Origin of the sequence: Bradyrhizobium sp. PUT101 (genome assembly GCF_052043945.1) — a bacterium.
GTDB lineage: Bacteria > Pseudomonadota > Alphaproteobacteria > Rhizobiales > Xanthobacteraceae > Bradyrhizobium.
The window spans coordinates 1,135,754-1,160,597 of record NZ_CP197207.1 but is presented as its reverse complement, the minus strand read 5'-3'; the positions used below and the strand labels follow the sequence as shown (position 1 = coordinate 1,160,597).

The 24,844-nt window shown below is 64.8% G+C and carries 20 protein-coding genes and 1 tRNA gene; 14 read left to right on the top strand and 7 right to left on the bottom strand.

What is annotated here, in order from left to right; genetic code table 11:
- Positions 1-3: 3 nt before the first annotated feature.
- Positions 4-951 carry an aspartate carbamoyltransferase catalytic subunit gene (locus ACSHT2_RS05575; RefSeq protein ID WP_319327670.1) on the bottom strand — a complete coding sequence of 316 codons (948 nt, stop codon included), beginning with the start codon at positions 949-951 and terminating at the stop codon, positions 4-6.
- Between the two features lie 180 nt (positions 952-1,131).
- Here ACSHT2_RS05575 and ACSHT2_RS05570 point away from each other — a divergent pair, with 180 nt between their 5' ends.
- The 3 genes from ACSHT2_RS05570 to ACSHT2_RS05560 all read left to right on the top strand — a co-directional run bounded on the left by ACSHT2_RS05570 (position 1,132) and on the right by ACSHT2_RS05560 (position 4,607).
- Positions 1,132-1,887 (top strand): M15 family metallopeptidase, encoded by a 756-nt coding sequence (locus ACSHT2_RS05570; RefSeq protein WP_440640714.1) that lies wholly within the window; start codon positions 1,132-1,134, stop codon positions 1,885-1,887.
- A 188-nt stretch (positions 1,888-2,075) separates the two neighbouring features.
- A complete protein-coding gene (locus ACSHT2_RS05565) occupies positions 2,076-3,719 on the top strand; it encodes an isovaleryl-CoA dehydrogenase (protein ID WP_440640713.1) in 1,644 nt (547 codons plus the stop codon).
- A gap of 117 nt (positions 3,720-3,836) precedes the next feature.
- A complete protein-coding gene (locus ACSHT2_RS05560; protein ID WP_440640712.1) occupies positions 3,837-4,607 on the top strand; it encodes a lysostaphin resistance A-like protein in 771 nt (256 codons plus the stop codon).
- Between the two features lie 45 nt (positions 4,608-4,652).
- Here ACSHT2_RS05560 and ACSHT2_RS05555 read toward each other — a convergent pair whose 3' ends face one another.
- Complete coding sequence (locus ACSHT2_RS05555; RefSeq protein WP_440640711.1) at positions 4,653-5,573, bottom strand: AEC family transporter; 921 nt, start codon at positions 5,571-5,573, stop codon at positions 4,653-4,655.
- A 3-nt stretch (positions 5,574-5,576) separates the two neighbouring features.
- Positions 5,577-6,068: a Holliday junction resolvase RuvX gene (gene ruvX, locus ACSHT2_RS05550; protein ID WP_319327676.1), complete on the bottom strand. Its 492-nt coding sequence runs from the start codon at positions 6,066-6,068 to the stop codon at positions 5,577-5,579.
- A gap of 45 nt (positions 6,069-6,113) precedes the next feature.
- On the opposite strand from ruvX, the gene ACSHT2_RS05545 reads away from it, so the two are divergent.
- Together ACSHT2_RS05545 and ACSHT2_RS05540 are read left to right on the top strand one after the other, a co-directional pair.
- Positions 6,114-6,341 carry a hypothetical protein gene (locus ACSHT2_RS05545; RefSeq protein WP_440640710.1) on the top strand — a complete coding sequence of 76 codons (228 nt, stop codon included), beginning with the start codon at positions 6,114-6,116 and terminating at the stop codon, positions 6,339-6,341.
- 274 nt (positions 6,342-6,615) lie between these two features.
- Positions 6,616-8,859 (top strand): DNA/RNA non-specific endonuclease, encoded by a 2,244-nt coding sequence (locus tag ACSHT2_RS05540; RefSeq protein WP_440640709.1) that lies wholly within the window; start codon positions 6,616-6,618, stop codon positions 8,857-8,859.
- Between the two features lie 211 nt (positions 8,860-9,070).
- On the opposite strand, the gene ACSHT2_RS05535 is transcribed toward ACSHT2_RS05540, so the two are convergent.
- Positions 9,071-10,006, bottom strand: a complete 936-nt coding sequence (locus ACSHT2_RS05535) for a cyclase family protein (RefSeq protein WP_440640708.1) — start codon at positions 10,004-10,006, stop codon at positions 9,071-9,073.
- 189 nt (positions 10,007-10,195) lie between these two features.
- Entirely contained in the window at positions 10,196-11,086 is an 891-nt protein-coding gene (locus tag ACSHT2_RS05530; protein ID WP_271529430.1) for a LysR family transcriptional regulator, read from the bottom strand.
- 97 nt (positions 11,087-11,183) lie between these two features.
- Between ACSHT2_RS05530 and ACSHT2_RS05525 the strand changes: the two genes are divergently transcribed.
- The 8 genes from ACSHT2_RS05525 to ACSHT2_RS05490 all read left to right on the top strand — a co-directional run bounded on the left by ACSHT2_RS05525 (position 11,184) and on the right by ACSHT2_RS05490 (position 19,054).
- Positions 11,184-12,188: an NAD(P)H-dependent flavin oxidoreductase gene (locus tag ACSHT2_RS05525; protein WP_440640707.1), complete on the top strand. Its 1,005-nt coding sequence runs from the start codon at positions 11,184-11,186 to the stop codon at positions 12,186-12,188.
- Between the two features lie 23 nt (positions 12,189-12,211).
- Complete coding sequence (locus tag ACSHT2_RS05520; protein WP_440640706.1) at positions 12,212-13,288, top strand: NAD(P)H-dependent flavin oxidoreductase; 1,077 nt, start codon at positions 12,212-12,214, stop codon at positions 13,286-13,288.
- A 139-nt stretch (positions 13,289-13,427) separates the two neighbouring features.
- Positions 13,428-13,715, top strand: a complete 288-nt coding sequence (gene gatC, locus ACSHT2_RS05515) for an Asp-tRNA(Asn)/Glu-tRNA(Gln) amidotransferase subunit GatC (protein WP_008548395.1) — start codon at positions 13,428-13,430, stop codon at positions 13,713-13,715.
- A gap of 78 nt (positions 13,716-13,793) precedes the next feature.
- Positions 13,794-14,006 (top strand): hypothetical protein, encoded by a 213-nt coding sequence (locus tag ACSHT2_RS05510; protein ID WP_074119612.1) that lies wholly within the window; start codon positions 13,794-13,796, stop codon positions 14,004-14,006.
- Entirely contained in the window at positions 14,003-15,478 is a 1,476-nt protein-coding gene (gene gatA, locus ACSHT2_RS05505) for an Asp-tRNA(Asn)/Glu-tRNA(Gln) amidotransferase subunit GatA (RefSeq protein ID WP_440640705.1), read from the top strand. The genes ACSHT2_RS05510 and gatA overlap by 4 nt, the downstream gene beginning before the upstream one ends.
- On the top strand, positions 15,469-15,771 hold the full coding sequence (locus ACSHT2_RS05500) for a hypothetical protein (protein ID WP_440640704.1): 303 nt from the start codon (positions 15,469-15,471) through the stop codon (positions 15,769-15,771). The genes gatA and ACSHT2_RS05500 overlap by 10 nt, the downstream gene beginning before the upstream one ends.
- Positions 15,768-17,246, top strand: coding sequence for an Asp-tRNA(Asn)/Glu-tRNA(Gln) amidotransferase subunit GatB (gene gatB, locus ACSHT2_RS05495; RefSeq protein WP_440640703.1), 1,479 nt, complete (start codon positions 15,768-15,770; stop codon positions 17,244-17,246). Before ACSHT2_RS05500 ends, gatB begins: the two co-directional genes overlap by 4 nt.
- Before the next feature lie 1,541 nt (positions 17,247-18,787).
- Positions 18,788-19,054, top strand: a complete 267-nt coding sequence (locus ACSHT2_RS05490) for a hypothetical protein (protein ID WP_319327693.1) — start codon at positions 18,788-18,790, stop codon at positions 19,052-19,054.
- Positions 19,055-19,494: 440 nt separating this feature from the next.
- On the opposite strand, the gene ACSHT2_RS05485 is transcribed toward ACSHT2_RS05490, so the two are convergent.
- A tRNA-Ser gene (locus tag ACSHT2_RS05485) sits at positions 19,495-19,587 on the bottom strand.
- A 684-nt stretch (positions 19,588-20,271) separates the two neighbouring features.
- Between ACSHT2_RS05485 and ACSHT2_RS05480 the strand changes: the two genes are divergently transcribed.
- Positions 20,272-21,789: a porin gene (locus ACSHT2_RS05480; protein ID WP_440640702.1), complete on the top strand. Its 1,518-nt coding sequence runs from the start codon at positions 20,272-20,274 to the stop codon at positions 21,787-21,789.
- A 461-nt stretch (positions 21,790-22,250) separates the two neighbouring features.
- On the opposite strand, the gene ACSHT2_RS05475 is transcribed toward ACSHT2_RS05480, so the two are convergent.
- Positions 22,251-24,704, bottom strand: a complete 2,454-nt coding sequence (locus ACSHT2_RS05475; RefSeq protein ID WP_440640701.1) for a transglycosylase SLT domain-containing protein — start codon at positions 24,702-24,704, stop codon at positions 22,251-22,253.
- Positions 24,705-24,844 lie beyond the last annotated feature (140 nt).

Here is a 24,844-nt window from a genome sequence, read left to right as displayed (position 1 = left end):
GCATCACGCGTTTGGCAGGTTGCGGGCGAGCGCTTCCAGCACGGCCATGCGCACGGCGACGCCCATTTCCACCTGTTCGCGGATCAGGGATTGCGCGCCGTCGGCCACGATCGAGTCGATCTCCACGCCACGGTTCATGGGACCTGGATGCATCACGAGAGCATCCGGCTTGGCGTAGGCGAGCTTCTTCTGGTCGAGCCCGAAATAATGGAAGTATTCCGATGACGAGGGCACGAAGGAGCCGTTCATGCGCTCGCGCTGCAGCCGCAACATCATGACGATGTCGGCGCCCTCAAGGCCCTCGCGCATGTCGCGCGCGACCTCGACGCCCATCCGCTCGATGCCGGGCGGCAGCAGCGTGGAGGGGCCGACGACGCGGACGCGGGCGCCCATGGTGTTGAGCAGGATGATGTTGGAGCGGGCGACGCGCGAATGCAGCACGTCGCCGCAGATGGCGACCACGAGGCCTTCGATCCGGCCCTTGTTGCGGCGGATGGTGAGCGCGTCGAGCAGCGCCTGCGTCGGATGCTCGTGCGCGCCGTCGCCGGCATTGATCACGGAACCGTCAACCTTGCGCGCCAGCAGTTCCACCGCGCCGGAGGCATGATGGCGCACCACCAGGATGTCCGGGTGCATCGCATTCAGCGTCACGGCGGTGTCGATCAGGGTCTCGCCCTTGCGGATCGAGGAGGATGATACCGACATGTTCATGACGTCGGCGCCGAGCCGCTTGCCCGCGAGCTCGAACGAGGACTGAGTCCGGGTGGACGCCTCGAAGAAGAGGTTCACCTGGGTCCGTCCACGCAGGACGGTGCGCTTCTTGTCAACCTGGCGGTTGACCTCGACATATTCTTCGGACAGGTCGAGGAGGCCGGTGATGTCGGCCGCGGAAAGGCCCTCGATGCCCAGCAAATGCCGGTGGCCGAGGACGAAGGTCGATTTCGATGTCATTAAAAGCAGAGCTATAGGGGCGGATGGCGGGGGGAGCAAGGGGCAAAGGCGAGGATGTGAGTTATCCCCTGATCTGTCTCCTGCTCAGTCATTCCGGGATGGCGCGGAAGCAGCAGACCCGGAATCTCGAGATTCCGGGTTCGATGCTTCGCATCGCCCCGGAATGACAGGGGAGAGCGAATGCGCTTTGTCAAGATTTCGATTTCATTTCTCGCGATTGCCTCATTCGCGGCAGCCCACGCCCGACCTCTCCCCGGCGGCTTCGTGTACCTGCGCGACATCGATCCTAGCATCATCCAGGACATCCGCTACGCGACCTCGAATAATTTCGTCGGCCGTCCGCTCGCCGGCTACGGCGCCGGCGAATGCGTGGTGAAGCGCGAGGTCGGGCTGCGGCTGAAGGCGATTCAACAGGAACTGGCCGCGCAGAATCTCTCGCTCAAGATGTTCGACTGCTACCGGCCGGCGCGGGCCTCGCGCGACATGGTGAAGTGGTCGCAGAACGGTCATGAGACGGCGGCCGAGCGGCGCTACAATCCCAAGATTCCGAAGACCGAGCTGTTCCGGCTCGGCTACATTGCGAGCCGCTCGCAGCATTCCACGGGTGCAGCGCTCGATCTCACGCTGGTCGATCTCAAGGCCGACAATTCCGCCAAATACGATCCGTCGACGACCTATGCCGACTGCACGGCGCCGGTCGCGATGCGCGCGCCCGAAGGCAGCGTCGACATGGGCTCGGGCTACGACTGTACCGACGCAAAGGGGCATACCGCTGCACCGTCGATCAACCCGGAGCAACGCACCTGGCGCAAGCGGCTGGTCGCTGCGATGGCCAGGCAAGGCTTTGTGAACTATTCGAAGGAGTGGTGGCATTTTTCCCTGCCGGGAGCAGGCGGGGCAGCCTATGATTTCCCGATCCAGCCGCGGACGAGGTAGAGTTCGATTGAAACCAAAGCAGCCACGAGCGGGGTTACCTCTCCCAAGGGGAGAGGTCGGCGCGAAGCGCCGGGTGAGGGGATCAGGTCCCTCGGTGGAGCGCAATCCCTCACCCGCGCCTCCGGCGCGACCTCTCCCGTCGGGAGAGGTGGCACTGCCCGAGCCGAGATAAAATCGATGGAAACACCATGACCCAGCCGAGCTTTGCGACCCACGACGTCTTCAACCAGTCGCCGCCGTTCGAGGACGTCGACCTGTTCGCGGTGGACCGGCCGCTGGTGGAAGCGGTCAGGGCCAATGGCGGCGCGGCGGCGGAGCGGGAGCTGTCGGAGTTCGGCAAGCAATGGGGCTCGGCGGCGATGGCCGACCGCGGGCGCCTCGCGAACGAGAACACGCCGAAGCTGCGCACCTTCGATGCCAAGGGCAATCGCCGCGACCAGGTCGAGTTTCATCCCGCCTATCACGAGCTGATGGCGCACAGTGCGCATGCGGGCGTGCACAATTCGACCTGGACGGCAGATGGAAGACCCGCTGGCGATGCCGCCGAAGTCATTCGTGCCGCGAAATTCTATATCGCCGCGCAAGTCGAGACCGGCCATCTCTGTCCGATCACGATGACGCGCGCCTCCGTGGGAGCGCTGGCGATGCAGCCTGACCTGCTCGCGCGCGTGATGCCGGTGCTGTCGACGAAGAGCTATGATCCGAGCTTTGCGCCGTGGTGGCAGAAGCGCGGCATGACGATCGGCATGGGCATGACCGAGAAGCAGGGCGGCACCGACGTGCGCGCCAACATGACGCGCGCCGTGCGCGACGGGGACGGCTATCGCATCACCGGTCACAAATGGTTCATGTCGGCGCCGATGTGCGATGCGTTCCTGGTGCTGGCACAGGCAGATGGCGGGCTGACCTGTTTCTTCATGCCGCGCTTTGCGCCGGACGGCTCGGTCAACGCCATCCAGTTCCAGCGGCTGAAGGACAAGCTTGGCAATCGCTCCAATGCCTCGTCCGAGGTCGAGTTCGCCGGCGCTTATGCGCAAGCGGTCGGCGAGGAGGGCAAGGGCATCCGCACCATCATCCAGATGGTGCAGCTGACGCGGCAGGATTGCGCGATTGCGTCCGTCGGCCTGATGCGCTCGGGGCTCGCACATGCGCTGCATCATGCGCGGCACCGCAGCGTGTTCCAGAAGCATCTTGCCGACCAGCCCCTGATGCAGGCCGTGCTGTCGGACATGGCGCTGCATGTCGAGGCCAGTACGGCCCTGGTGATGCGGCTCTGCCGCGCCTTCGACCTTACGCCGCAGGATGCCGCGGAGGCAGCCTATATGCGGCTGCTGACGCCCGCGATCAAATACTGGACCTGCAAGAGCGCTCCGCCATTCCTCTACGAGGCGATGGAGTGCCTCGGCGGCAACGGCTATGTCGAGGACGGCATTCTGGCTCGCCACTATCGCGAGTCGCCGGTCAACGCGATCTGGGAAGGCTCGGGCAACGTGATGTGCCTCGACGTGCTCCGCGCGCTCTCGCGCGAGCCGGAGGCGGCGATGGCGGTGCTGCAAGCGCTGGCGGCCGAGACCAAGGGCCTGCCGGGGGCTGGTGAGGCGGTCGCGTTCATCGGCAAGACCTTCCGCCGCGCCGACGGCGAACGCGTCGCGCGCCTTGCCGTCGAGAAGCTGGCGCTACTTGCTGCGACGGCTGCGCTCAACGGCGTGTCGCCGCACAATGCCGAATTGTTCGCGAGCACGCGTCTCGCGGCCAATCACGCCAGCATGTATGGCGCGGTGGAGCTGGATAGCGGCGAGGTGCGCGCGCTGCTGGAGCGGGCGCTGCCGTGATTGTTGATCCCGTCATTCCGGGGCGGTCCGAAGGACCGAACCCGGAATCTCGAGATTCCGGGTTCGATGCTGCGCATCGCCCCGGAATGACGGTGAATTTCTAACGAAAGCCTCCTGATGGATTCCCTCAATCCCGACCATCCGCCGATCACCGCGGCGCCTGCGGACCTCGCACCACGCGTCTGGAAGTTCTGGGGCACGGCGCTGTGGGGCCTCTTCATCTTCGCCGCGATGTTCGTCGGGCAGATCGGCGCCGTCGTTCTGCTGGCGTCGCAGCGCGGTCTTCCGATGGACCTCCCTTCGCTCCAGCTCATAGGCCGCGAGCCCCAGACGCTCGCGCTGTCGGTCATCACGGGGCTGCCGGCGACGCTTCTTGCGGTTTGGCTCGCCATTCGCATCAAGAAGGCGTCCTTCGTCGACTATCTCGCGCTGCATTGGCCTTCCTGGAAGCAGCTGCTGTTCGGCGCCGTCGGCCTCATCCTGATCGTGCTGGTGTGGGAGACGATGTCGCGCGCGCTGGGGCGCGAGGCGACGCCGGGCTCCATGACCGATCTGTTGAAATCGGGACGCGACAAGGGCGCTGCCCTGTTGCTCCTGTTCGCCTTCAGCGTGGCCGCGCCCATGTCGGAAGAGATTCTGGCGCGAGGCTTCCTCTATCGCGGCTGGTCGGCGAGCTTCCTGCGCGTGCCCGGCGCGATCCTGCTGTCGTCGCTGATCTGGACGGTCGTGCACCTGCAATACGACTTGTACTTCCTCACCGAAGTCCTCGCCATCGGCCTGTGGTTCGGCTACATGCGCTATCGCTCCGACTCGCTCTGGATCACCATCGTGCTCCACGCGCTGAACAATCTGACCGCGGTGGTGCTGACGATGTGGCTGGGGAGCTAGGCCTCGTACTCCGTCATTGCGAGGGCAGCACAGCAACCCAGAATCCTAGGCCAGCGCGATCGCGATCGGCATCGTGATTGCCGCCAGTATCGTCTGCAGCGTGATGATCTGCGCCAGCAACGGCGCGTCGCCGCCCATCTGGCGGGCCAGCACATAGGCGCTGGGCGAGGTCGGCACAGAGGCGCAGATCGCGACGATCGCGAGGCTGTTGCCGGTGATGCCGAACCAGGCCGCGAGCCCCAGCGCGAGCGCAGGCATCAGCACCAGCTTCAGGCCGACGCCGATGGCTGCGCCCAGGCTGGGGCGCAACAGGCCCTTCAGATGCAGGCCCGCGCCGGTCACGAGCAGGCCGATGGCGAGCGAGGACCGGCTCAGCGCGTCCGCCACCTCATGCCAGATTTTCGGCAGCGGCAGGTGCATCAGATTGACGGCAAGGCCGATCGCGCAGGCCCAGATCAGTGGATTCCGGATCACCGTCATGGCGATGACGCGCGGGGATCGCTTCTCCTTTGCGGCGTAGTGGGCGAGCACGGCGACGCTGAACACGTTGACCAGCGGGATGATCGCGACCATGGCCACGGAGGCGAGCGCCAGCCCGAGATCGCCGAACATGTTGGCGGCGATCGACAGCGCAACGAACGTTTGCCAGCGCGTTGCGCCCTGGAAGATCGAGGTGAAGGCGGGGCCATCGATGCCGAGCCGCGACAGGGCCGGCCGCAGCGCGAGACAGAGCAGCGACATCGCGAGCGCCGACAGCAGCAGCGCGCCGCCGACGCCGGCGACCGGCACCCTGGAGAGGTCGGCCTTGACCAGGGTCTGGATCAGCAGCATCGGAAACAGCACGAAATAGGTCAGTTGCTCCAGCCCGTGCCATTGCGTGTCCAGACGCATCAGGCTGTGCCGCAGCACGACGCCGAGCACGATGAGGATGAAGACCGGTAGCAGCGCCGCGATGACGACCGGCATGGATCAGTCCGTCCCCGGCGCCGCGCGCAGATTTGCCAGACGGTCGAGCGCGCCTTGCAGGATGAAGATCGCCGCGTGCTCGTCGATCACCTCGGCGCGCTTGGCGCGGCTGACGTCCATGCCGATCAGCTCGCGCTCGACCGCCGCGGTCGAGAGACGCTCGTCCCAGAGGCCGATGGGGAGCTGGGTCAGTCCGGCGAGATTGCGGGCGAAGGCGCGGGTGGATTGCGCGCGCGGGCCTTCGCTGCCGTCCATGTTGATGGGCAGGCCGAGCACGAAGCCGACCACCTTGCGTTCGGCCGCGATCGCGAGCAGCCGGGCGGCGTCCTGCTTGAACGCCTTGCGGGCGATGGTCTCGACGCCGGTCGCAAGCCGACGATCGGGGTCGGACACGGCAACGCCGATGGTCTTGGTGCCGAGATCGAGCCCGACCAGCGCGCCGCGCACGGGCCAGTGGGTTGCAGCATCGACGAGGGGCAGGATAAGAGCCGGCATGGCGTAGCGCATATCACGCGTCACGCAGCGGAGTGAACCCGGAAGATGGACGTGCTGACATTATTCGGCCTGTTCGCCGTCACGGCGATGCTGATCACCTACGCCCTGGAGGATCGCAGCCACTGGTTCGTGCTGCTGTTCGCCGCGTCCTGCGCGCTCGGCTCGGTCTACGGTTTTCTCCAGGGCGCCTGGCCGTTCGGGCTGGTCGAGGCGATCTGGTCCGTCGTGGCGCTGCGGCGGTGGCACCTGAAGGCGACAGCAAGAAGCGTGTGAGAACGGCCACGCACAAATGCAACGATCATTTGTGGCGAATCTCACACGGGCGACGTTGCAGGCCATGGCATGATGTCGCGTCCTCGGCAGCGCACGTCGATTGACGCTCTGGTTGCGGAGCGATAGAAATATAGTTCTAAGGTAGTGTGGGGCGCATGCCCCGATTTTTAGAAAGATCGGCAGCGACCGGCAGTCCGGTCCGCGCTGCAGCCTTGGCGCAGATTTTCAGGCGCCGACCACGTCCAATACTCGCCCTATATTTTGAGAGGTCACGATGCTCATCAAGCCAAGCCTGATCGCGGGCTCAGAAAGGCGATTCAAGCAAGCCGAGTTCTCACCCGATGCCTTGAACCGAAAACTGGGCGACGGCCCGATCGAGATGACCGTCGAAAAGATGCGCCAGCGCCAGCGCCAGCTCCTGGCCGAGACGCACGACATGCAAGCGGCCGAGATCGGCCTGGAGCGGATCATCCAGGGCAATGATCTCGACAGCATCAATTATCTCGCCAAGGGGACCGCCGCCGCGCGCTCGGTCTGCCGCATTCAGCTCAGGGATCTCAAGTCGAATCTGCTCGGCTATGGCTCCGGCTTTCTGATCGGGCCCGGCCTGCTGCTGACGAACCACCATGTCTTCGGCCGGCCGGCCGACGCAGCCAATTCGATCGCCGATTTCAACTACGAACTGGACGTTTCGGGACAAGAGCGTGCGCCGGTGCGGTTCGGCTTCGAGCCGGGCAGATTCTTCTACACCAATGACCGGCTGGATTTCTCGGTCGTTGCGGTGGCGCCGACCTCGCTGTCGGGCCACGAGGAACTCGAGGATTGGGGATGGCTGCCGCTCAGTGGCGCGCCCGGCAAGGCAGACCCGGGGGAGTATCTCACCATCGTGCAGCATCCCAGCGGGCAGATGAAGCAGGTCTGCGTCCGCGAGAACAAGCTGCTCAAATATGTCGGCGACTTCCTCTGGTACAATACCGATACGACGGCCGGATCGTCGGGGGCGCCGGCGTTCAACCGCTTCTGGCAGGTGGTCGCGCTGCACCACAGCGGTGTTCCCCGGAAGAATGCGCAGGGTCGCACCCTGACCAAGGACGGCAAGGTGTGGAAGCCGTCGATGGACGAATCCTCGATCGACTGGATCGCCAACGAAGGCATCCGGACCAGCGCGATCGTCGCCGATCTCAAGGTTGCCGTCGGCTCTCACCCTCTGATCAGGCCGGTGCTGGACGAGATGGACCCGCCAGGCCGGCACGAAATCGAGAGAGCCTCGCCGTCGCCGGTTGCCGCGACGCCGTACGGCGCCAATGTCTGGGTCGAGCAAACCGTCGATGGCACGTCTCTGGTGGTCCCGATCCGCGTTCCGCTTCCGATGTTCAGGAAGGAGATTCCTCTCACTCCAGCGGCGCCGCTACCGAGCCCGGCGGGAGGTCATGGCAATGGCCGGACGCCGAACGGCGGCACGGACGGCGGCATGCGCAACGGCGGTACGCCACTGATTGTTCCGCCGACCGGCCTGTTGCCTCACATCAGTGCGGGGAACGGCTTGCCGATGGAGGCCGTTCATATCGATCAGAGCACGCTGAAATCGCGTCCCGGCTACAAGGCGAATTTTCTGGGCACCGGCAAGTTCTCGGTCCCCCTGCCGAAGATTCCGGCCGCCCTCAAGTCGAGGATCGCGATGCTCAAGGGCCGCTCCAGGCAATCCGAGCTGAAATATTTCAACTACAGCGTCGTCATGAACAAGCAGCGCAGGCTCGCCTTCTTCAGCTGCGTCAATATCGACGGCGGCAAGCAGCAGGACGTCGGCAAGCGTGAAGGTGATTCCTGGCTGCGCGATCCACGCATCGACGAGGATGCCCAGATCGGCGACGAGTTCTACCGCAAGCAGGCCACTTTCGAGGCGGACCGCAGCAAGAATCCGTTCGATCGCGGTCATCTGGTGCGCCGCCTCGATGCGACCTGGGGCAACACCGTCGCTGCGGCCAAGCAGCATGGCGACGACTCCTTCCATTTCACCAACTGCTCGCCGCAGTTCTTCTCGTTCAACCAGGGCAAGCAGCTCTGGGCAGGACTGGAGGATTACACGCGCGATGTCCTGCTCGAAGGGGAGGAGAAGGGCATCGTCATGAATGGCCCGGTGTTCGATGGGCCGGATGCCGACGGATCCGATCTGCCCAATCCGGCCGGCCGGCCGCACAAGGATCCGAGCTTCGGGGGCGTTCAAATTCCGAAGTATTTCTGGAAGATACTGATCCGCCGCAACGAGGATGACGACGCTCTCAAGGCGGCGGCATTCCTGATGAGCCAGCGGAAGCAGGTGATGGAGATCGACCGAATTCAGGAGGCGGATCTGCTCGAGCGGATGTCCGAGGAGGATGTCAGCGTCTTCCAGGTCTCGATCGCGGATCTGACGAAATTGACCAAGCTCGACTTCGGCAATCTCGCTGACGCGGATTCGCACGAGGCGACCTCGGTCGGCCCGCGGCGGATCGAATCCTACGAGGACATTCGGATCTAAAGCATGATCCGGAAAAGTGCGCAGCGGTTTTCCGAAAAGATCATGCTTAGACAACAACCTGAAGCGCGATGACGATTCATCCTGATCGCATCGCGCTTTAGGGCCTTGTTCTCGGAGTAGCGGAACGAGGGGGGTCCGGGTGAGGGGAGCGGTGTGCTCTGTCGAGACACCGATGACCCTCACCCGGGGCGCTTGCGACGCGGGCCGCGCGTCAGCGGATCGCGATCGGGTTGATCATTGCCTGCACGCCGCCGGTCCAGCGCGGCTGTCCCAGCACGAACAGGAATTCATAGCCCTTGTCCCGGGCGAGCGCGGCCGTGTCCATGTTTTCGAGGATATAGGTCCCGTTCATCGCGAGCAGGATCTGGTGCACCTCGAACACGTTCTTGGATTCGAACGGCAGCACCTCCAGTCCCCAGGTGTCGGCGCCAACGGCGACGACGCCCTTGCCAGTCAGATATTTTGCACCCTCGACGCCGAGCCCGGGCTCGCCGGCCGAATAGCGCTTGTCGTCCTTGCCGAGCAGGCTGAGCCAGCCGGTGTGGAAGATGACGACGTCGCCCTGGCGGATCTCGACGTTCTGCTGCTTGGCGGCTTCCTCGATCTCCTTGACGTTGAAGGCGGTGCCTTCCTTCACCACGTCGGTCTTGAAATAGGCGGCCATGTCGAGCAGGACGCCGCGGGTGACCATCGGCGGCACCTTCTCGATGCCGAGCTTCTTCAGCCCGTTGGGATCGGCGAAGTCGGCGAGCTTGTTGCCGTTGTAATAGACGTGCTCGACGCCGAGATGGCCGAGACCGTCGAGCTGGCTGCCGATGCCGACCCAGGTGTCGAGGATGTCATCGTTGTAGGTGGCCTTGTTCGGACCAAGCCCCGCGCTGCCGGCCTGTCCCGGCTGCACCACCGTGATCTTGTAGGTGCGCGGCGGATAGGCGGGCGTCTGCGACGTGACGGGAATGCCAAGGGGGTAGGTCTTGCCGGTCTTCACCAGTGATGCCGCCTTCAGCACGAGCTCGGGCGTCATGTAGTTGGCGGCGCCGATCTCGTCGTTCGGCCCCCATTTCGATTTGGTCCAGTCCTGTGCGCTTGCAGTTCCTGATATCGCCGACAACACAGCGACACAGCACAACACGAGCGTATTGCGCATCGATAGTCCTCCCGATGTTTTTGCCGATGTTTGGCTTCGTTATGGTTTTGCGCTGGCCAGTCAGTCATCCTAACGTAGAATGATCGCGGGCTTCAAAGTTTTTTGATGTGCTGCGTTGCCGCGGCAGAACACGACGCGGGAGCGCGATGGATTTGTGACGAATTTCGTGGAGTGGAACGCTGCGTCGTGTCAGGCCGCGATGACGTCGTCGTCCTTCTTCAGGCAGTCGGCAAAACCGCTCAGCGCGCTGGTTTGATGGCCCGCGCGGCGGTGGATGAACAGTGTCTCGACGCGCGCGTGCGCCGGGCTCAGAGAGTGGATCGCGATGCTGCCGTTCATCGCGCTGCGCTCGACGACCGCGCGCGGCAGCAACGTTACGCCCATGTCGGCGGCGACGCAGCCGATCATGCCGTCGAGCGTGCCGAGCTCGAAGCGCGCGGCCGACGGCCAGCCGAACTCGACGAACACTTGTTCGAGCCGCTGGCGGTAAGTGCAGCCGGTGCGGAAAACCAGCGCGGTCGGCCCGGACTCCGGCGTTCCTGCGCGCAGCTCGGCCATCGAGGCCCATCGCCGTGCGCTGACCAGCACCAGCTCCTCGCGGAAGGCGCTCGTCGCGACGAGATCGGCATGCGTGATGGGACCCGCGACGAAGGCGCCGTCGAGCGAGCCTTCGAGCACGCCGGTGACGAGGTCGGCCGTCGGCGCGGTACGCAAGGAAAGGCGCACGGCGGGGAAGCGGCGGTGGAAGTCGGCGAGCAGCGGCGGCAGGCGCACGGCCGCCGTCGTCTCCATCGATCCAATCGCAAGCGGTCCTTTCGGTGCGCCATCGTCACGTGCGGCGAGCAAGGCTTCGCGCGACAGAGCCGCCATTCTTTGTGCGTAGGGGAGAAGGCGCTTGCCGGCGCCGGTCAGCGTCATGCCGCGGCTGTGGCGCTCGAATAGCGCCGTGCCGATCTCCGCCTCCAGCGCCTTCACGCGCTGGGTGACGTTCGACTGCACGGTGTTGAGCTCTTCGGCGGCGCGTGTGATGCCGCCAGTGCGGGCGACGGCCGCGAAGGTCTGGAGATCGCTGAGTTCCATAGCGTCGTTTCGCTTTCGAGATGGCAGCGTTCGCAACAATTCATTTCTGGAGAATGCTAGACCCGCTTAGTCTCGCTGTCCAGATCGGGGAGGAGCCATGCCGATGACGACGTCGCTGACCACGCTGCTGGAGATCGAGCATCCGATCTTGCTGGCGCCGATGGATGTCGTCGCCGGCAGCCGCCTGGTCGCGGCAGTGAGCCGCGCCGGCGGGTTCGGCATTCTCGGCGGTGGCTATGGCGAGCGAGCGTGGCTGGAGCAGGAGACTGCGAAGCTCGCCGAACTGCGTGCGCCGTTCGGGATCGGCTTCATCACGTGGAGCCTCGCCAAGCGGCCCGAGCTGCTCGACATCGCACTCGGCGCAAAGCCATCGGCGATCATGCTGTCGTTCGGCGATCCCGCGCCGTTCGCGACCAGGATCAAGTCCGCCGGCGCACGCCTGATCTGCCAGGTGCAGGACGAGGCGATGGCGCGACAGGCGCTCGATGCCGGCGCCGATATCCTGGTCGCGCAGGGGACGGAGGCGGGTGGTCATGGCGCCTCGCGCACCACCGTCGATCTCGTACCGGCGATCGTCGATCTCGTTGCGGGTCGTGCTCCCGTGGTGGCGGCCGGCGGCATCGCCGACGGGCGCGGGCTCGCCGCCATGATGATGCTGGGCGCAAGCGGCGTGCTGCTCGGCACGCGCTTCTATGCGAGCCGGGAGGCGGACGGTCCGGAGGAGGCGAAGCGGCGCATCTGTGCGGCGAACAGCGGCTCGACCGTGCGCGGCATCATCTTCGATCTCTCCCGCAACAATGTCTGGCCGGCACCGTTCACGGGACGGTGTCTGGTCAACGACCATGCCCGGCGCTGGATCGGGCGCGAGGTCGAGCTGATGCAGAATGTTGCCGCAGTCGCGGCGGACTATGCGGCGGCAAAGGCCGCCGGCGATTTCGACATCGCGGCCGTGATCGCGGGCGAGGCCGTGGGGCTGATTCATGATATCCCACCGGCGGCCGAGATCGTCGAACGGATGGCGGCCGAAGCGGAGCAATTGCTGGACGGGCGGCGCAACTCGGTGACAGCGGTACGGAATTCCTCACCCTCTAGGGGAGGGTAGAGGACCAATGCGAGAGAGCAACCATGTGGCCTGACCGTCGACTGATCGACCTCTTCAAGACCGAATTCCCGATCGTGCTGGCGCCGATGGCGGGGGCGATGGATGTGGAGCTGGTGATTGCAGCCGCGCAAGGCGGGGCACTGGGCTCGCTGCCTTGCGCGATGATCTCGGCCGAGAAAGCGCGCGAGCAGGTCGGTCTCATCCGCCAGCGCGTGAAGGCGCCGGTCAACATGAACTTCTTCGGCCACAGGCCGGTCGAGCTGACGGCCGAGGCTGAAGCGCGCTGGAAGCAGCGTCTCGCGAGCTATTACACCGAGCATGGTCTCGATCCGGCGGCGCCGATCGCTGCGGCGAACCGCGCGCCGTTCGACGCGGCGTTCTGCGAGGTTGTCGAGGAGCTGAAGCCGGAGGTCGTCAGCTTCCATTTCGGCCTGCCGGAACAGGCGCTGCTCAAGCGGGTCAAGGCGGCCGGCTGCCTCGTCATCTCGTCCGCCACGACGGTGAAGGAAGCGGTCTGGCTGGAAGAGCGCGGCGTCGACGCGGTGATCGCGCAAGGCGCCGAGGCGGGCGGTCATCGCGGCATGTTCCTGACCGACAGGATCGCAGAACAGCCCGGCACTTTCGCGCTGGTGCCGCAGGTCGCCGATGCCGTGAAGGTGCCGGTGATCGCGGCGGGCGGCATCGCCGACGGGCGCGGCATTGCCGCGGCCTTCGCGCTCGGCGCATCCGGCGTGCAGATCGGCAGCGCTTACCTGCGCTGTCCGGAATCCAAGGTCAGCGCGGGCGGCCGCAAGGCGCTCGCTGAAGCGCGGGACGATTCCACCGTCATCACCAACGTCATGACCGGCCGGCCGGCACGCGGCGTCCTGAACCGCCTGATGCGCGAGGCCGGCCCGGTCTCGCCGGATGCGCCGCCGTTTCCCCATGCCGCGACCGCGCTGGGGCCGCTCAAGGCCGCTGCCGAAAAGCAGGGCAGGGTGGATTTCACCAATCTCTGGGCGGGACAGGCCATTGCGCTGGGCCGCGAGGTCCCCGCCGCCGAGTTGACCCGCGATCTGGCCAAATCGGCCGTGGCTCGCCTGAAAGCGCTGGCCGGATAAGCCTCCAGGTTATTGTTTGCGCATGATCTTTTCGGAAAACCGCTTCACACTTTTCCGGATCATGCGCTAGCGCCGGTTGCGGCGCAAAAGCGGCCTCTGCTATACGGCACATGGGTTTTGCCGTGAGAGGCCTTATATAATGTCCGTCGACGCCGCTACCGTCCGCCGCATCGCGCATCTGGCGCGCATTGCGGTTTCCGAGGACGAGGTTCCGCATCTGCAGGGCGAGCTCAACGCCATGCTCGCTTTCGTCGAGCAGCTCTCGGAGGTCAATGTCGAGGGCGTGGAGCCGATGACCTCGGTCACCCCGATGCAGATGAAGAAGCGGCAGGACGTGGTCAATGACGGCGAGATCGCCGACGATATCGTTGCCAATGCGCCCGCGACCGAAGGCCATTTCTTCCTGGTGCCCAAGGTCGTCGAATAGAATGGCGTTTTCGAGCGAAGCGGAAGCGGTTCGCGCGAAGACAACGCGTCAAATCAAAGAGTCTTAGGACGTGGTCCGATGTGTCTGCTTTGCGACGATGAAAAGGCCTATCAGGCCTACATGAATTACCTCGACAAGATGGAGCGGCAGGGCAAGGCTGCCGACCCCAATGTCGCCGTCAATGCCGTGCTCGACGAGATCGAGGCCGCTGCGAAAGCCGCCGCCAGAAAAGACGACCCGGCCAACGACAAGACCCTGTCTCCGTTCTTCTGCAGCCCGATCAATAAATGACCAATTTGACATCGCTGACGCTCGCCGAGGCCCGCAAGGGTCTCGCCGACAAGACTTTCACGTCGCTCGAGCTGACCGACGCGCATCTGAGCGCGATCGAGGCCGCGCGCGTGCTCAATGCCTTCGTGATGGAGACGCCCGACCAGGCGCGCGCGATGGCGCGCGCGGCGGACAGCAAGATCGCCAAGGGCGATGCCGGCCCGCTCGCCGGCATTCCGCTCGGCATCAAGGATCTGTTCGCGACCAAGGGCGTGCGCACCACGGCGTGCTCGAAGATCCTCGGCAATTTCGTGCCGACCTACGAGTCCACCGTCACCTCGCAGCTCTGGCGCGACGGCGCCGTGATGCTCGGCAAGCTCAACAACGACGAGTTCGCGATGGGTTCGTCGAACGAGACCTCCTGCTTCGGGCCCGTCGGCAATCCCTGGCGGCGCGACGGCAGCAACACCACGCTGGTGCCGGGCGGCTCGTCCGGCGGTTCGGCTTCGGCCGTCGCCGCGCTGCTGTGCATGGGCGCGACCGCGACCGACACCGGCGGCTCGATCCGCCAGCCGGCGGCGTTCACCGCGACCGTCGGCATTAAGCCGACCTATGGCCGCTGCTCGCGCTGGGGCATCGTCGCCTTTGCCTCCTCGCTCGACCAGGCCGGTCCGATCGCACGCAGCGTCCGCGATGCCGCGATGCTGCTGCGCTCGATGGCGGGCCATGACCCCAAGGACACGACCTCGGTCGACATTCCCGTGCCGGACTACGAGACCGCGATCGGCAAGTCCGTGAAGGGCATGAAGATCGGCATTCCCAGGGAGTATCGGCTCGACGGCATGCCGGCCGAGATCGAGAAGCTGTGGCAAGCAGGCGCGGACTGGCTCAGGAGCGCCGGCGCCGAGCTCGTCGAGGTCTCGCTGCCGCACACCAAATATGCGCTGCCGGCCTATTACATCGTGGCGCCGGCGGAGGCCTCCTCCAACCTCGCGCGCTATGACGGCGTGCGCTACGGCCTGCGCGAGCCGGGCAGGAACATCATCGAGCTCTACGAGAACACCCGTGCCGAAGGCTTTGGCGCCGAGGTGAAGCGCCGCGTCATGATCGGCACCTATGTGCTCTCGGCTGGCTATTACGACGCCTATTATCTGCGCGCGCAAAAAGTGCGGACGCTGATCAAGAAGGATTTCGAGGATTGCTTCGCGAAAGGCGTCGACGCGATCCTCACCCCCGCGACGCCGTCGGCGGCCTTCGGCATCGGCGAGAAGGGCGGCGCCGATCCGGTCGAGATGTATCTCAACGACATCTTCACGGTGACCGTAAACATGGCGGGCCTCCCGGGCATCGCCGTGCCCGCCGGCAAGGACGCGCAGGGCCTGCCGCTCGGCCTGCAACTGATCGGCCGTCCGTTCGACGAGGAGACGCTGTTCTCGCTCGGCGAGGTGATCGAGCAGGCTGCCGGCCGCTTCACGCCCGAGAGGTGGTGGTGAATGTCGCGGCCTTCATCGCGAGCCTCGGCGGCGCGGCGCCGGCGCCGGATCTGAACGCGCCGCTCGCCGGCCTCTGGTGGGCCGCGAAGGGGGACTGGGACCGCGCCCACAAGATCGTTCAGGACGAGAGCAGCCGTGATGCGGCCTGGGTGCACGCCTATCTGCACCGCGCCGAAGGCGATCTCGGCAATGCCGGCTACTGGTATCGCCAGGCCGGCCAGCCGGCGGCAAAGGATTCATTACAGGCGGAGTGGGAGCGGATCGCTGCCACGCTGCTCGGGAGCAGGACATGAGCACGGCCACGCACAAGCTTCTCAAGGGCGCAACCGGTGACTGGGAGATGGTCATCGGCATGGAGATCCATGCCCAGGTGACCTCGAACTCGAAGCTGTTCTCGGGCGCCTCGACGGCATTCGGCGGCGAGCCGAACACGCACGTGTCGCTGGTCGATGCGGCGATGCCGGGCATGCTGCCCGTGATCAACGAGGAGTGCGTCAGGCAGGCTGTCCGAACCGGGCTCGGTCTGAACGCCAGGATCAATCTGCGTTCGGTGTTCGACCGGAAGAACTATTTCTATCCGGACTCGCCGCAGGGCTACCAGATCAGCCAGTACAAATCGCCGGTCGTCGGCGAAGGCGAGGTGCTGGTCGAGCTCGACGGCGGCCGCAGCGTCACCGTCGGCATCGAGCGGCTGCATCTGGAGCAGGACGCCGGCAAGTTGCTGCACGACCGGTCGCCGACCTTGTCCAATGTCGATCTCAACCGCTGCGGCGTGGCGCTGATGGAGATCGTGTCAAAGCCGGACATCCGCGACGCGGAGCAGGCCAAGGCCTATGTGACCAAGCTGCGCTCGATCCTGCGCTATCTCGGCACCTGCGACGGTGACATGGAGAAGGGATCCTTGCGCGCAGACGTCAACGTCTCGGTGCGCAAGCCGGGCGGGCCGCTCGGCACCCGCTGCGAGATCAAGAACATGAACTCGATCAACTTCATCGGCCAGGCGATCGAGTACGAGGCGCGGCGGCAGATCGAGATCCTCGAGGACGGCGGCCAGATCGACCAGGAAACGCGGCTCTATGACCCCAACAAGGGCGAGACGCGTTCGATGCGGTCCAAGGAAGAGGCGCACGACTACCGCTACTTCCCCGATCCCGACCTGCTGCCGCTGGAGTTCGGCCAGGAGTTCGTCGACGCGCTGAAGGCTGAGCTGCCGGAGCTGCCGGACCAGAAGAAGACCCGCTTCGTCGCCGACTTCGGCCTGTCGGCTTACGACGCGAGCGTGCTGGTCGCCGAGCGCGAGAGCGCGGTGTTCTACGAGACGGTGCTCGACAAGATCGCCAATCGCGCCCGCGACGGCAAGATGGCGGCGAACTGGGTGATCAACGAGCTGTTCGGCCGTCTCAACAAGGAAGGCCGGGATATTACGGGCTCTCCGGTCAATGCGGAGCAGCTGGCAGCGATCATCGACCTGATCGGCGAGGGCACGATCTCCGGCAAGATCGCCAAGGATCTGTTCGAGATCGTCTGGCAGGAAGGCGGCGATCCCCGCGCGCTGGTCGAAAGCCGCGGCATGAAGCAGGTGACGGATCTTTCGGCGATCGAGAAGGTGGTCGACGACATCATCGCGGCCAATCCCGACAAGGCCGCGCAGGTCAAGGACAAGCCGCAGTCGCTCGGCTGGTTCGTCGGTCAGGTGATGAAGGCGTCCGGCGGCAAGGCCAACCCGCAGAGCGTCAACGACCTGCTCAAGTCCAAGCTCGGCCTCTAGCCTCGCGCGTTCGAACGAGGTGACGGACACGCTTCGTCACCTCGCTTTCGGTTCTCGCTGCGACGTTCGCGCGCATCCTCGGCAGCAAACTTCATCCCGATCGACAGCGTCGCGGCGACCGAATCGCCGGTGCGCGATTCGCGCAAAACGGTGACTTGCACGCGCTCCGGCGAGCGTTCGCGCCGTTAACGAAGAAAATTTTTTCGTTGCCAAAAGTCGCGACTCAGAGTCCGCGAAGCGCCTCTGCGAGGTGATCGGGGGAATGGCGGTGCGCATCGTCGCGTCGATCGCGCGCGATGTGCGCGTGCAGAAAAATACTTGCTGCATAGTGTTTTCCTGCAATCGCATCTGTCGCGAACATCGACGATGCGCCTGTTCTCCGTGATCGCAGGTGCAGGTCGTGCGGTGCGTTTGCGTCGCGCTCGCCAAGCGCAGGCGCGTTGCGCCGTCAACACTTCTTTAAGCGAGAAGCTGTTTTTTTCTTCGTGTTGGTGTATTCGGGATGAAGTGCATTCGATCCCCGAGTGCACGCAGCGATTAAAGCCATCTCACACATCGGAGGGCAACATGGCCAAGAAAGCGAAGAAGGCGAAGGCGAAGAAGGCGAAGAGCGCAGTGAAGAAGACTGCGAAGAAGACCCGCAAGGTCGCCAAGAAGAAGAAGTAACTTCGCTTCTGAAGTTGCCGGCTCCAGATAGCCGGCACGTCATCAGCGCCTCCTAGAGGGTTCTGGTCGACGATAGAGGGTGTCGGCGAGACATCAGGTCAACGGTCGGACCGTTCTCTTTCGCGGTCCGGCAGAAGAAACGAGTTTTCTTCGTTCGGTGCGGTTCTCCTCAAGGGCTCCGCAATTTCACGAGAGGCCTTCGGGCCCAAGTGGAATCTGGTCCTGACGTGTTCGCCGACGCCCTCGTTCTCCTGAGGCCGGGGTATTGCCGGCATTCCTTTTCCCCCACACATTGCTGATCTGACCGCGACGCGGCCGCGCTGCCATCGAGCAGGCGTAGGGCTGCGCGCATGTCGTCGGGTGCCTGCCGCAGTCCGCGGGTTGTTCCACGTGTGCGGTGTCATTGCCTGGCCTCGACCCGGCGATCCAGTACGCCGCAGCTTCTCGGCGGATCACTGCTGCTTCCGGGATAGGGTCACCCGCCTGCCGCCTTCGCTGAAGCTTCGGCGGCCTGAGACCGCATGGCCCGGCGAAGCCTTGGCGTAGCCGGGTTGCGGGTGACGACAGAGGGTGGGGCGGCACATGAGACGCGCCACCGTGCGCGATGGTTATCGATGTCCCAAGATCCCAGGGTAAACCGAATCTGACGAATTGCAGAAGTGCCTGCAAATCAGGGACTTTCTGAATTTCGCGGACGCGCCTCGCGCGCTCGCGTTTACGTCTGCTTCATCGCGATACTTAAACTGCCATTCAAATTTGCCCGCCATCATCGCCTCCAACAAGCCGGCAAACGGCATGGGGAAGAGTTGAGCAGTTGTTTGGACGGGAGCCGCGCTCGGTGGAGCGAGACGGCACAAGAATAAAGGGGATGCGTGATGTTTCAGGGTACCTTCGATCTGGAGACGGCAACGCCGATCGACGCGAGCGCGCTGTCGGACGTGCTGTTCGAGCGCGGGATCTATTGGGCGAGCGGCCGCTCCGGGATCGTCGATCTCGTCGCCGCGCACAAATGGTTCAACCTCGCCGCGTTGAAGGGCCGCAAGGACGCCGTGGCGCTGCGCCAGGAAGTCGCCGGGCAGATGTCGGATGCCGAGATCTCGGTGGCCCAGCGCGAGGCGAGGGCCTGGGTCTCTGCGCACTGAGATGAGAAACGCGTCTGACCCGTGGTTGCACGGGTGGGCCCGGTTGCGCTGAATCAAGCTTCCTCGTCGTGCCGCCGCATAAGACCGGACGGCATGGGTGACCAAGACACGAATGGGCGATGGCTTCCGATTCAGATCGCTCCCGACGAGTGCGATCTGGAACTCGGGCGTCTGCACAAGACGGGAATTGCGCCCTGGTCATTTCCGTGCCGGCGCAAGGGCGGCGTCTGGTTCAATGTCTGGGCCGGCGAGGCTGTGCTGATATCGCCCTCGCATTGGCGGATATGGCGATCCGGTATCTAGGTGCGCGCACACATATATAAGGAGCACGCGAATCGGGCCGAGCTCGCTGTGCTCATCCTGGCGCAGGCTTTTGTGCCGGCTTCGCGATCGCTTTCAGCTGAAGGAACGCAGAGACCTTGATTGATTCTGCTGCTGGGTGGCGGAGAGGGAGGGATTCGAACCCTCGATACAGCTTGAGACCGTATGACGCTTTAGCAAAGCGTTGCCTTCAGCCACTCGGCCACCTCTCCGGTGCGAGCCTTATGCCTCTAATTACTTGGGCCGGTCAATTTGGAAGCGAGTGTTTTCGCTCGAATATTCCCAGTGATTTTCCAGGCCAGGCGGGCCTTGTTCTCGGGGCGAGAGTGTGGCGCCGGGAGAACGGACGCAAGGCTGGAACATAATCCCGCCTCTATAAAGAGTGTTTGCCGGCTACATTAGGCGCAGCAGTGGCCCTGCCTGCATCAAACTGGCTGCTGCGGAGGCGGTTGACCCCCTCATTGAGTCTCCTTTCTGATTCCACGATTCGAGCCCGTCAAAAGCCCTTCCAGGCCGAGGTCTCGGCTGGGCGCCTCATGTGGGGAATTCTGAAGGCAAATGGAACCGTCTAAAAAATATAAGTAAATACAATGCGTTGCGAGGGCGGTTCGATCACATCCGCGTGTTATTTGTGCAACACCCTTCGGAAAACACGCTTCATCGGCCCGCTTCGGAGCGTTCTGTTGTTGTGTGTGCAAGGGCGTTCGGTAATTGTGACTGAGCGACGGAGGGGGGCATCCCGAGGTCGTCCCGTTTAGGTCTTTCGCTTAAGTCCCTCGCGTTCATGCGGGTGTGTCCGAAGGCGCGAAGGGGCCCAGAGCGGTGATTTAGAGGGGGTTGGGGAAATTGGCCGTCCGGTCAGTGACCATCCCTGAAGAGCAACTTGGAGGTTTAACATGAAGTTGGTTAAGAGCCTTTTGCTCGGCTCAGCGGCGGGTCTTATCGCCGTGGGCGGAGCGCAGGCAGCCGATCTGCCCGTGAAGGCCAAGGCGGTCGAATACGTGAAGATCTGCTCCCTGTACGGAGCCGGATTCTACTACATCCCGGGCACGGACACTTGCATCAAGCTGGGTGGTTATCTGCGCGCTGAAGTCGCGCTGGGCACCAACAGCGTCTACAACGGCGCGTTCAGCGGCGCTGCTGGCGCTCACAACCGCCTCAGCAACTACTACACCATGCGGGCTCGTGAAGATCTCAACATCGATACCCGCACCGCGACCGAATACGGCGTGGTCCGCACGTTCTTCGATGCGACCTTCTCGTGGACGACCGGCGGTTACACCGGTGGCGGTACGACCGCGTACGACTCGGCTCCCGCGGGTACCTCGGGCAGCGGCTCGGTGGCCGGTGGTGCGCTTGGCGTGTACTACGCCTTCATCCAGTTCGCTGGCTTCACGATGGGTAAGGCGGTCTCCCAGTTCTCCGCTCCCTGGACCAACTATCCCGGCAACAACTTCGACGGTCTCGTCGGCGGCGGTGGCACGGTTACCGGCGTCAACCAGTTCACCTACACCGCTGACTTCGGTCAGGGCATCACGGCGTCGTTCTCGGCGCAGGATCAGGTCCAGTACTATCAGGCTGGTATCAACAACCTCGCTGTGCCGGGCACCTTCGGCTACGGCACCAACGATACCGCCGGCTCGCGCTCGCCGGACCTCGTTGCCATGGTTCGCGTCGACCAGGCTTGGGGTCTGTTCCAGGCGTCGGTTGCGGCTCATGAGAACCATGCGGGCTACTACGGCGCCACCGAAGTCACCGGTCATCCCGGCGACAAGTGGGGTTGGGCGGCTCAGCTGGCTTTGTCGATCAAGAACATCCCGACCGGTGCGGGTGACACGATCAACATCCAGGGCGTCTACACCGACGGTGCGACCCGTTACAACATCCAGGACCTCGCCGGTGGCGCGGGTGCTTGGACGAGCTACGGCAGCACGGGCTTGGCCGGTGCGTATCAGAGCCTCGGCATTGCCTTCGCGCCTGACGCGGTGTTCGTGACCGGTGGTGGCCTGGAGCTGGTCCAGACCTGGGGTATGCGCGGTGCGTACACCCACAACTGGGATCCGTACTGGAACACGGCTATCTACGGTGCGTACGCTGGAGTTCGCTACAGCGGCGCAGCGAAGACCGCGATGTGCGGCGTGGGTGGCACCATCTCGGTTGCTCTCGGCATTGCCTCGACTTCCTGTAACCCCGACTACAACATCGCTCAGCTGGGTCTCATCACCCGCTGGACCCCGGTCAAGAACCTGACCTTCTCGGCCGACTTCAACTGGACCCATCTGGACCAGAAGTACGCAGCTGGAACGGTCACCGCTGCTGGCGCCAGTGCGGCCTTGGCTAAGCCTGTCGCGGCCTACGAGCTCAAGGATCAGGACTCGTTCACCCTGCTCCTCCGCGCTCAGCGCAACTGGTAAGTTCGGTCTAACGACCTGACAGAGAACCCCGGCGGGCAACCGCCGGGGTTTTTCTTTTGCCGGCCGTGCTGATTCTCGCGTCGCGCGTTGGGCCGAGCTGGTGCGCCGCTCTGCGTTGATTTCGTCGTTCTTTGCTGCGACCTGATGGAAGTCACTGTGCAGGGTGCGCGCTGCAAGCTGTCTCCGGCCGAGGCACGCAGCGAAGGCCTGCCGGGGCCCGGCCCAGCCGTAAAAACGCCCCGACGATGTGGCCCTTGCCGCAGGAGCGATCACGCCTTCATCTTCCAGCCGCGGCACCGGTGAACGTGCCGACCAGGCCGCAACCGTCGCAGCGCTCGCGGTGCGGGTCGAAAGGGCTCGCTGAGGATCGTGGTCGGTCGCCGGCTATGCCTCGGCGACGCAGGTCCTGACGAGGGCGGCGCTCGCCCTCATGCTCGGCCGCAAATCGGAACGGGGCAGCGTCACTCGACGCTTCCGACGCCCCGTCGTAGGTCAGCCTCGATCTGTAACCGCGTGCCGCCCCCGAAACGGGCGCGGTAGACCTGAAGGTTCTCCATGATCCGCTGCACGTAGTTGCGCGTCTCGGAGAACGGAATCAGCTCGACCCAGTCGACCGCGTCGACCTTCGGGTCGCGCGGATCGCCGTAACGCCCGACCCACTTCCTCACGCTGCCGCGGCCGGCATTGTAGGCGGCGAAGGTCATGATGTAGGAGCCGCGATAATCCTCGAGCAATCCGCCGAGCTCGGCCGAGCCGAGCGTGGCGTTGTAGACCGAATCGTTCTTCAGCCGCCCCAGGTCGTAGATTGCGCCGTGGCGCTTGCAGACATAGCGGGCGGCGTCCGGCGTCACCTGCATCAGTCCATAGGCCTGCGCCGGTGAAACCACACGCGGATTGAACGCGCTCTCCTGTCGCGCGATCGCATAAACGATGCTGCGCTCGACCTCGGGGCCGATCGGCGTGAACTGCGGAATGCCGTTGACCGGGTAGGCATAGAAGTCGAACGGCAGGCCGCGATTGAGCGCGGCTTTGCCGAGCAGCAGCATGCCGCGCGCGTCGCTGTGGCGCTGGGCGAGCTCGCCAAGGCCGGCAAGCACTTCGGGATCGCCGTTCTCGCCCATGTCGGCGAGCATGGGCACCGCGAACTCGCGCTCGTCGAGCTCGTAGAGCAGTTGCGCAGCGCGCACGATCTCCAGCCGCCCGGCGCCGCGCCCGCGCGGCTGGCTGTTGAGCTCGATCTGCGGCAGGCCGAGTTTGGCTCGGGCGAGCTGGCCGTAATAGCTGGTCGACTGCTCGGCCGCGCGGGCATAGGCGTTGCGCGCCTCCTGCTGGCGGCCCAAAGCTTCCGCGGCGCGGCCCTGCCAGTAGCCGGCCCGCGCCAGCGCGGTCGGATTGACGCTGCCGACGCCGATGCGGGCAAAATGCTGGGTGGCGGTCGCGGGGTCGTTGAGGAATCGCAGCGCGATCCACCCGGCGGTGAACTCCTGCTCGGTCTTGTAGATGTCGCGCGAGGGCAGGGCGGCATCGCGCGCGATCAGATAGGCCGTGCGGAATTCCTCGGTGTCGATCATCTTGCGCGCCAGGAGGCGCCGCTCGATCCACCATTCGTCGAGATTGTGGAGGCGGCCCGGATCCTTCGGCGCCGACAGCATCAGCTGGGCAGCCTCGGCGAACTTCTCCTCGCGGCGCAGGATCTGGATCTTGCTGAAGATGAAGCCGGGGTCATTGTGCAGCTCGCGCGGTACCGCGTCGAGCAGCGCCCGCGCGTTCGGCGCTTTCTTCACGGCGGCGATGCGGGCCCTGGCGAGCGCGACATAGCCGGCGCCGAGGCGCTTTGCGGCGCGGAGCGCCGCCTCGGTCTCGCTGCCGTAAAGCAGGGTATCCATCCGCGCTTTCTGGTCGCCCGCCGTCAGCAGGGCACCGAACTGGTCGAGCGCGTTGTTCTCGGTGTCCTCCGACATAGGATCGCTGCGCCAGGCCTCGCGCACCAGCCGCTCGGCATTGGCGCGGTCGCCGCGCGCCAGCATCGCCTTGGCGAGCGTGAAGCGGCCCTTGGCGGAGATCGGAGACTCGTTCTCGAACCACGACCACGCGACCGAATCGTCGCGCCTGTCGTCCCACATCGCGGCCTCGAGGCGCCGGCGCAGGAAGGTCTGCGATGGCCAGCTCGGATTGGCGGAGAGGAAGGCCCGGTAGCGTTCCACGGTCGCGCCGTTGTCCTCGCTGCGCAGGATGATCCATTCGGCGAGCTTTCGCGCGACCGGATCCGAAATGCCGGCCGCGGCATTGGTGGCATCGCCGGCCTTGCGCTTGCGTACGAGCTCGATGACGCTCTCCAGCGTGTCCTTGTCGGCTTGCGACGTCGACGATGTCGCCGCGACCGCGGCCGGGATAACCGGCTTGCGCGGCGCCGCATGCTGGCGGGTCGCAGGGGCCAGCACGGGAGCTGCGACCGGTCTGGCGGCGGCCGGGGCGGTGGGCCTGACGGTGGCCGTCACGGGTGCGGTTTTTGCGGGCGACCCGTTGCTCGTCGGGTGTGATTTTGGCGAGGGCGCTGCTGCTGCGGGTTTCGGCTTGTCCTTCGCGGGTTCCCGACCGGCAGCATCCTTGGCTGGCGTCTTGGCGGCTTCCTTGGCCGGTGTGCCAGCCGTACCCTTGCCCTTCGCTGCCTCCTTGCCGGTTCCCTTGACTGTACCTTTGGCCGTTTCCTTCGCTGTTTCCTTGGTCGAGCCCTTGACCGGTCCTTTCGCGGCGTCCTTGGCCGCTGGCTTCGCGGTCTCCTTGCCTGTCTCCTTGGCGGTCTCCGCGGCCGTCTCATTGGACTTGGCGAGGGCGGCGCAACCCAGCGACAGCCCTGCCGTCAGGCACACGGCCAGACCGGTGGATCGCCATGCGGCACGAGCAAAGGAGGTCACGGCGTTTCGTCGCCCCGAATCAGTGAAGTGGCTCAAGACCTAGCTAAGTTTGATTGAATATGCGGACAAAATACCAACAGCCGCTTACCTCGGGCCGATTTGCACCATCACCGCGGCAAAATCGCGGCCTAAACGTTGCC

Bases quoted from the DNA above. Each gene is read 5' to 3' on its own strand.
- ACSHT2_RS05575 (WP_319327670.1), bottom strand. From the start codon at position 951: ATGACATCGAAATCGACCTTCGTCCTCGGCCACCGGCATTTGCTGGGC.
- ACSHT2_RS05545 (WP_440640710.1), top strand. From the start codon at position 6,114: ATGGACGTGCTGACATTATTCGGCCTGTTCGCCGTCACGGCGATGCTG.
- ACSHT2_RS05490 (WP_319327693.1), top strand. From the start codon at position 18,788: ATGTTTCAGGGTACCTTCGATCTGGAGACGGCAACGCCGATCGACGCG.
- ACSHT2_RS05530 (WP_271529430.1), bottom strand. From the start codon at position 11,086: ATGGAACTCAGCGATCTCCAGACCTTCGCGGCCGTCGCCCGCACTGGC.
- ACSHT2_RS05570 (WP_440640714.1), top strand. From the start codon at position 1,132: ATGCGCTTTGTCAAGATTTCGATTTCATTTCTCGCGATTGCCTCATTC.
- gatC (WP_008548395.1), top strand. From the start codon at position 13,428: ATGTCCGTCGACGCCGCTACCGTCCGCCGCATCGCGCATCTGGCGCGC.
- ACSHT2_RS05540 (WP_440640709.1), top strand. From the start codon at position 6,616: ATGCTCATCAAGCCAAGCCTGATCGCGGGCTCAGAAAGGCGATTCAAG.
- gatA (WP_440640705.1), top strand. From the start codon at position 14,003: ATGACCAATTTGACATCGCTGACGCTCGCCGAGGCCCGCAAGGGTCTC.
- ACSHT2_RS05525 (WP_440640707.1), top strand. From the start codon at position 11,184: ATGCCGATGACGACGTCGCTGACCACGCTGCTGGAGATCGAGCATCCG.
- ACSHT2_RS05480 (WP_440640702.1), top strand. From the start codon at position 20,272: ATGAAGTTGGTTAAGAGCCTTTTGCTCGGCTCAGCGGCGGGTCTTATC.
- ACSHT2_RS05510 (WP_074119612.1), top strand. From the start codon at position 13,794: ATGTGTCTGCTTTGCGACGATGAAAAGGCCTATCAGGCCTACATGAAT.
- ACSHT2_RS05560 (WP_440640712.1), top strand. From the start codon at position 3,837: ATGGATTCCCTCAATCCCGACCATCCGCCGATCACCGCGGCGCCTGCG.
- gatB (WP_440640703.1), top strand. From the start codon at position 15,768: ATGAGCACGGCCACGCACAAGCTTCTCAAGGGCGCAACCGGTGACTGG.
- ACSHT2_RS05555 (WP_440640711.1), bottom strand. From the start codon at position 5,573: ATGCCGGTCGTCATCGCGGCGCTGCTACCGGTCTTCATCCTCATCGTG.
- ACSHT2_RS05565 (WP_440640713.1), top strand. From the start codon at position 2,076: ATGACCCAGCCGAGCTTTGCGACCCACGACGTCTTCAACCAGTCGCCG.
- ACSHT2_RS05520 (WP_440640706.1), top strand. From the start codon at position 12,212: ATGTGGCCTGACCGTCGACTGATCGACCTCTTCAAGACCGAATTCCCG.
- ACSHT2_RS05535 (WP_440640708.1), bottom strand. From the start codon at position 10,006: ATGCGCAATACGCTCGTGTTGTGCTGTGTCGCTGTGTTGTCGGCGATA.
- ruvX (WP_319327676.1), bottom strand. From the start codon at position 6,068: ATGCCGGCTCTTATCCTGCCCCTCGTCGATGCTGCAACCCACTGGCCC.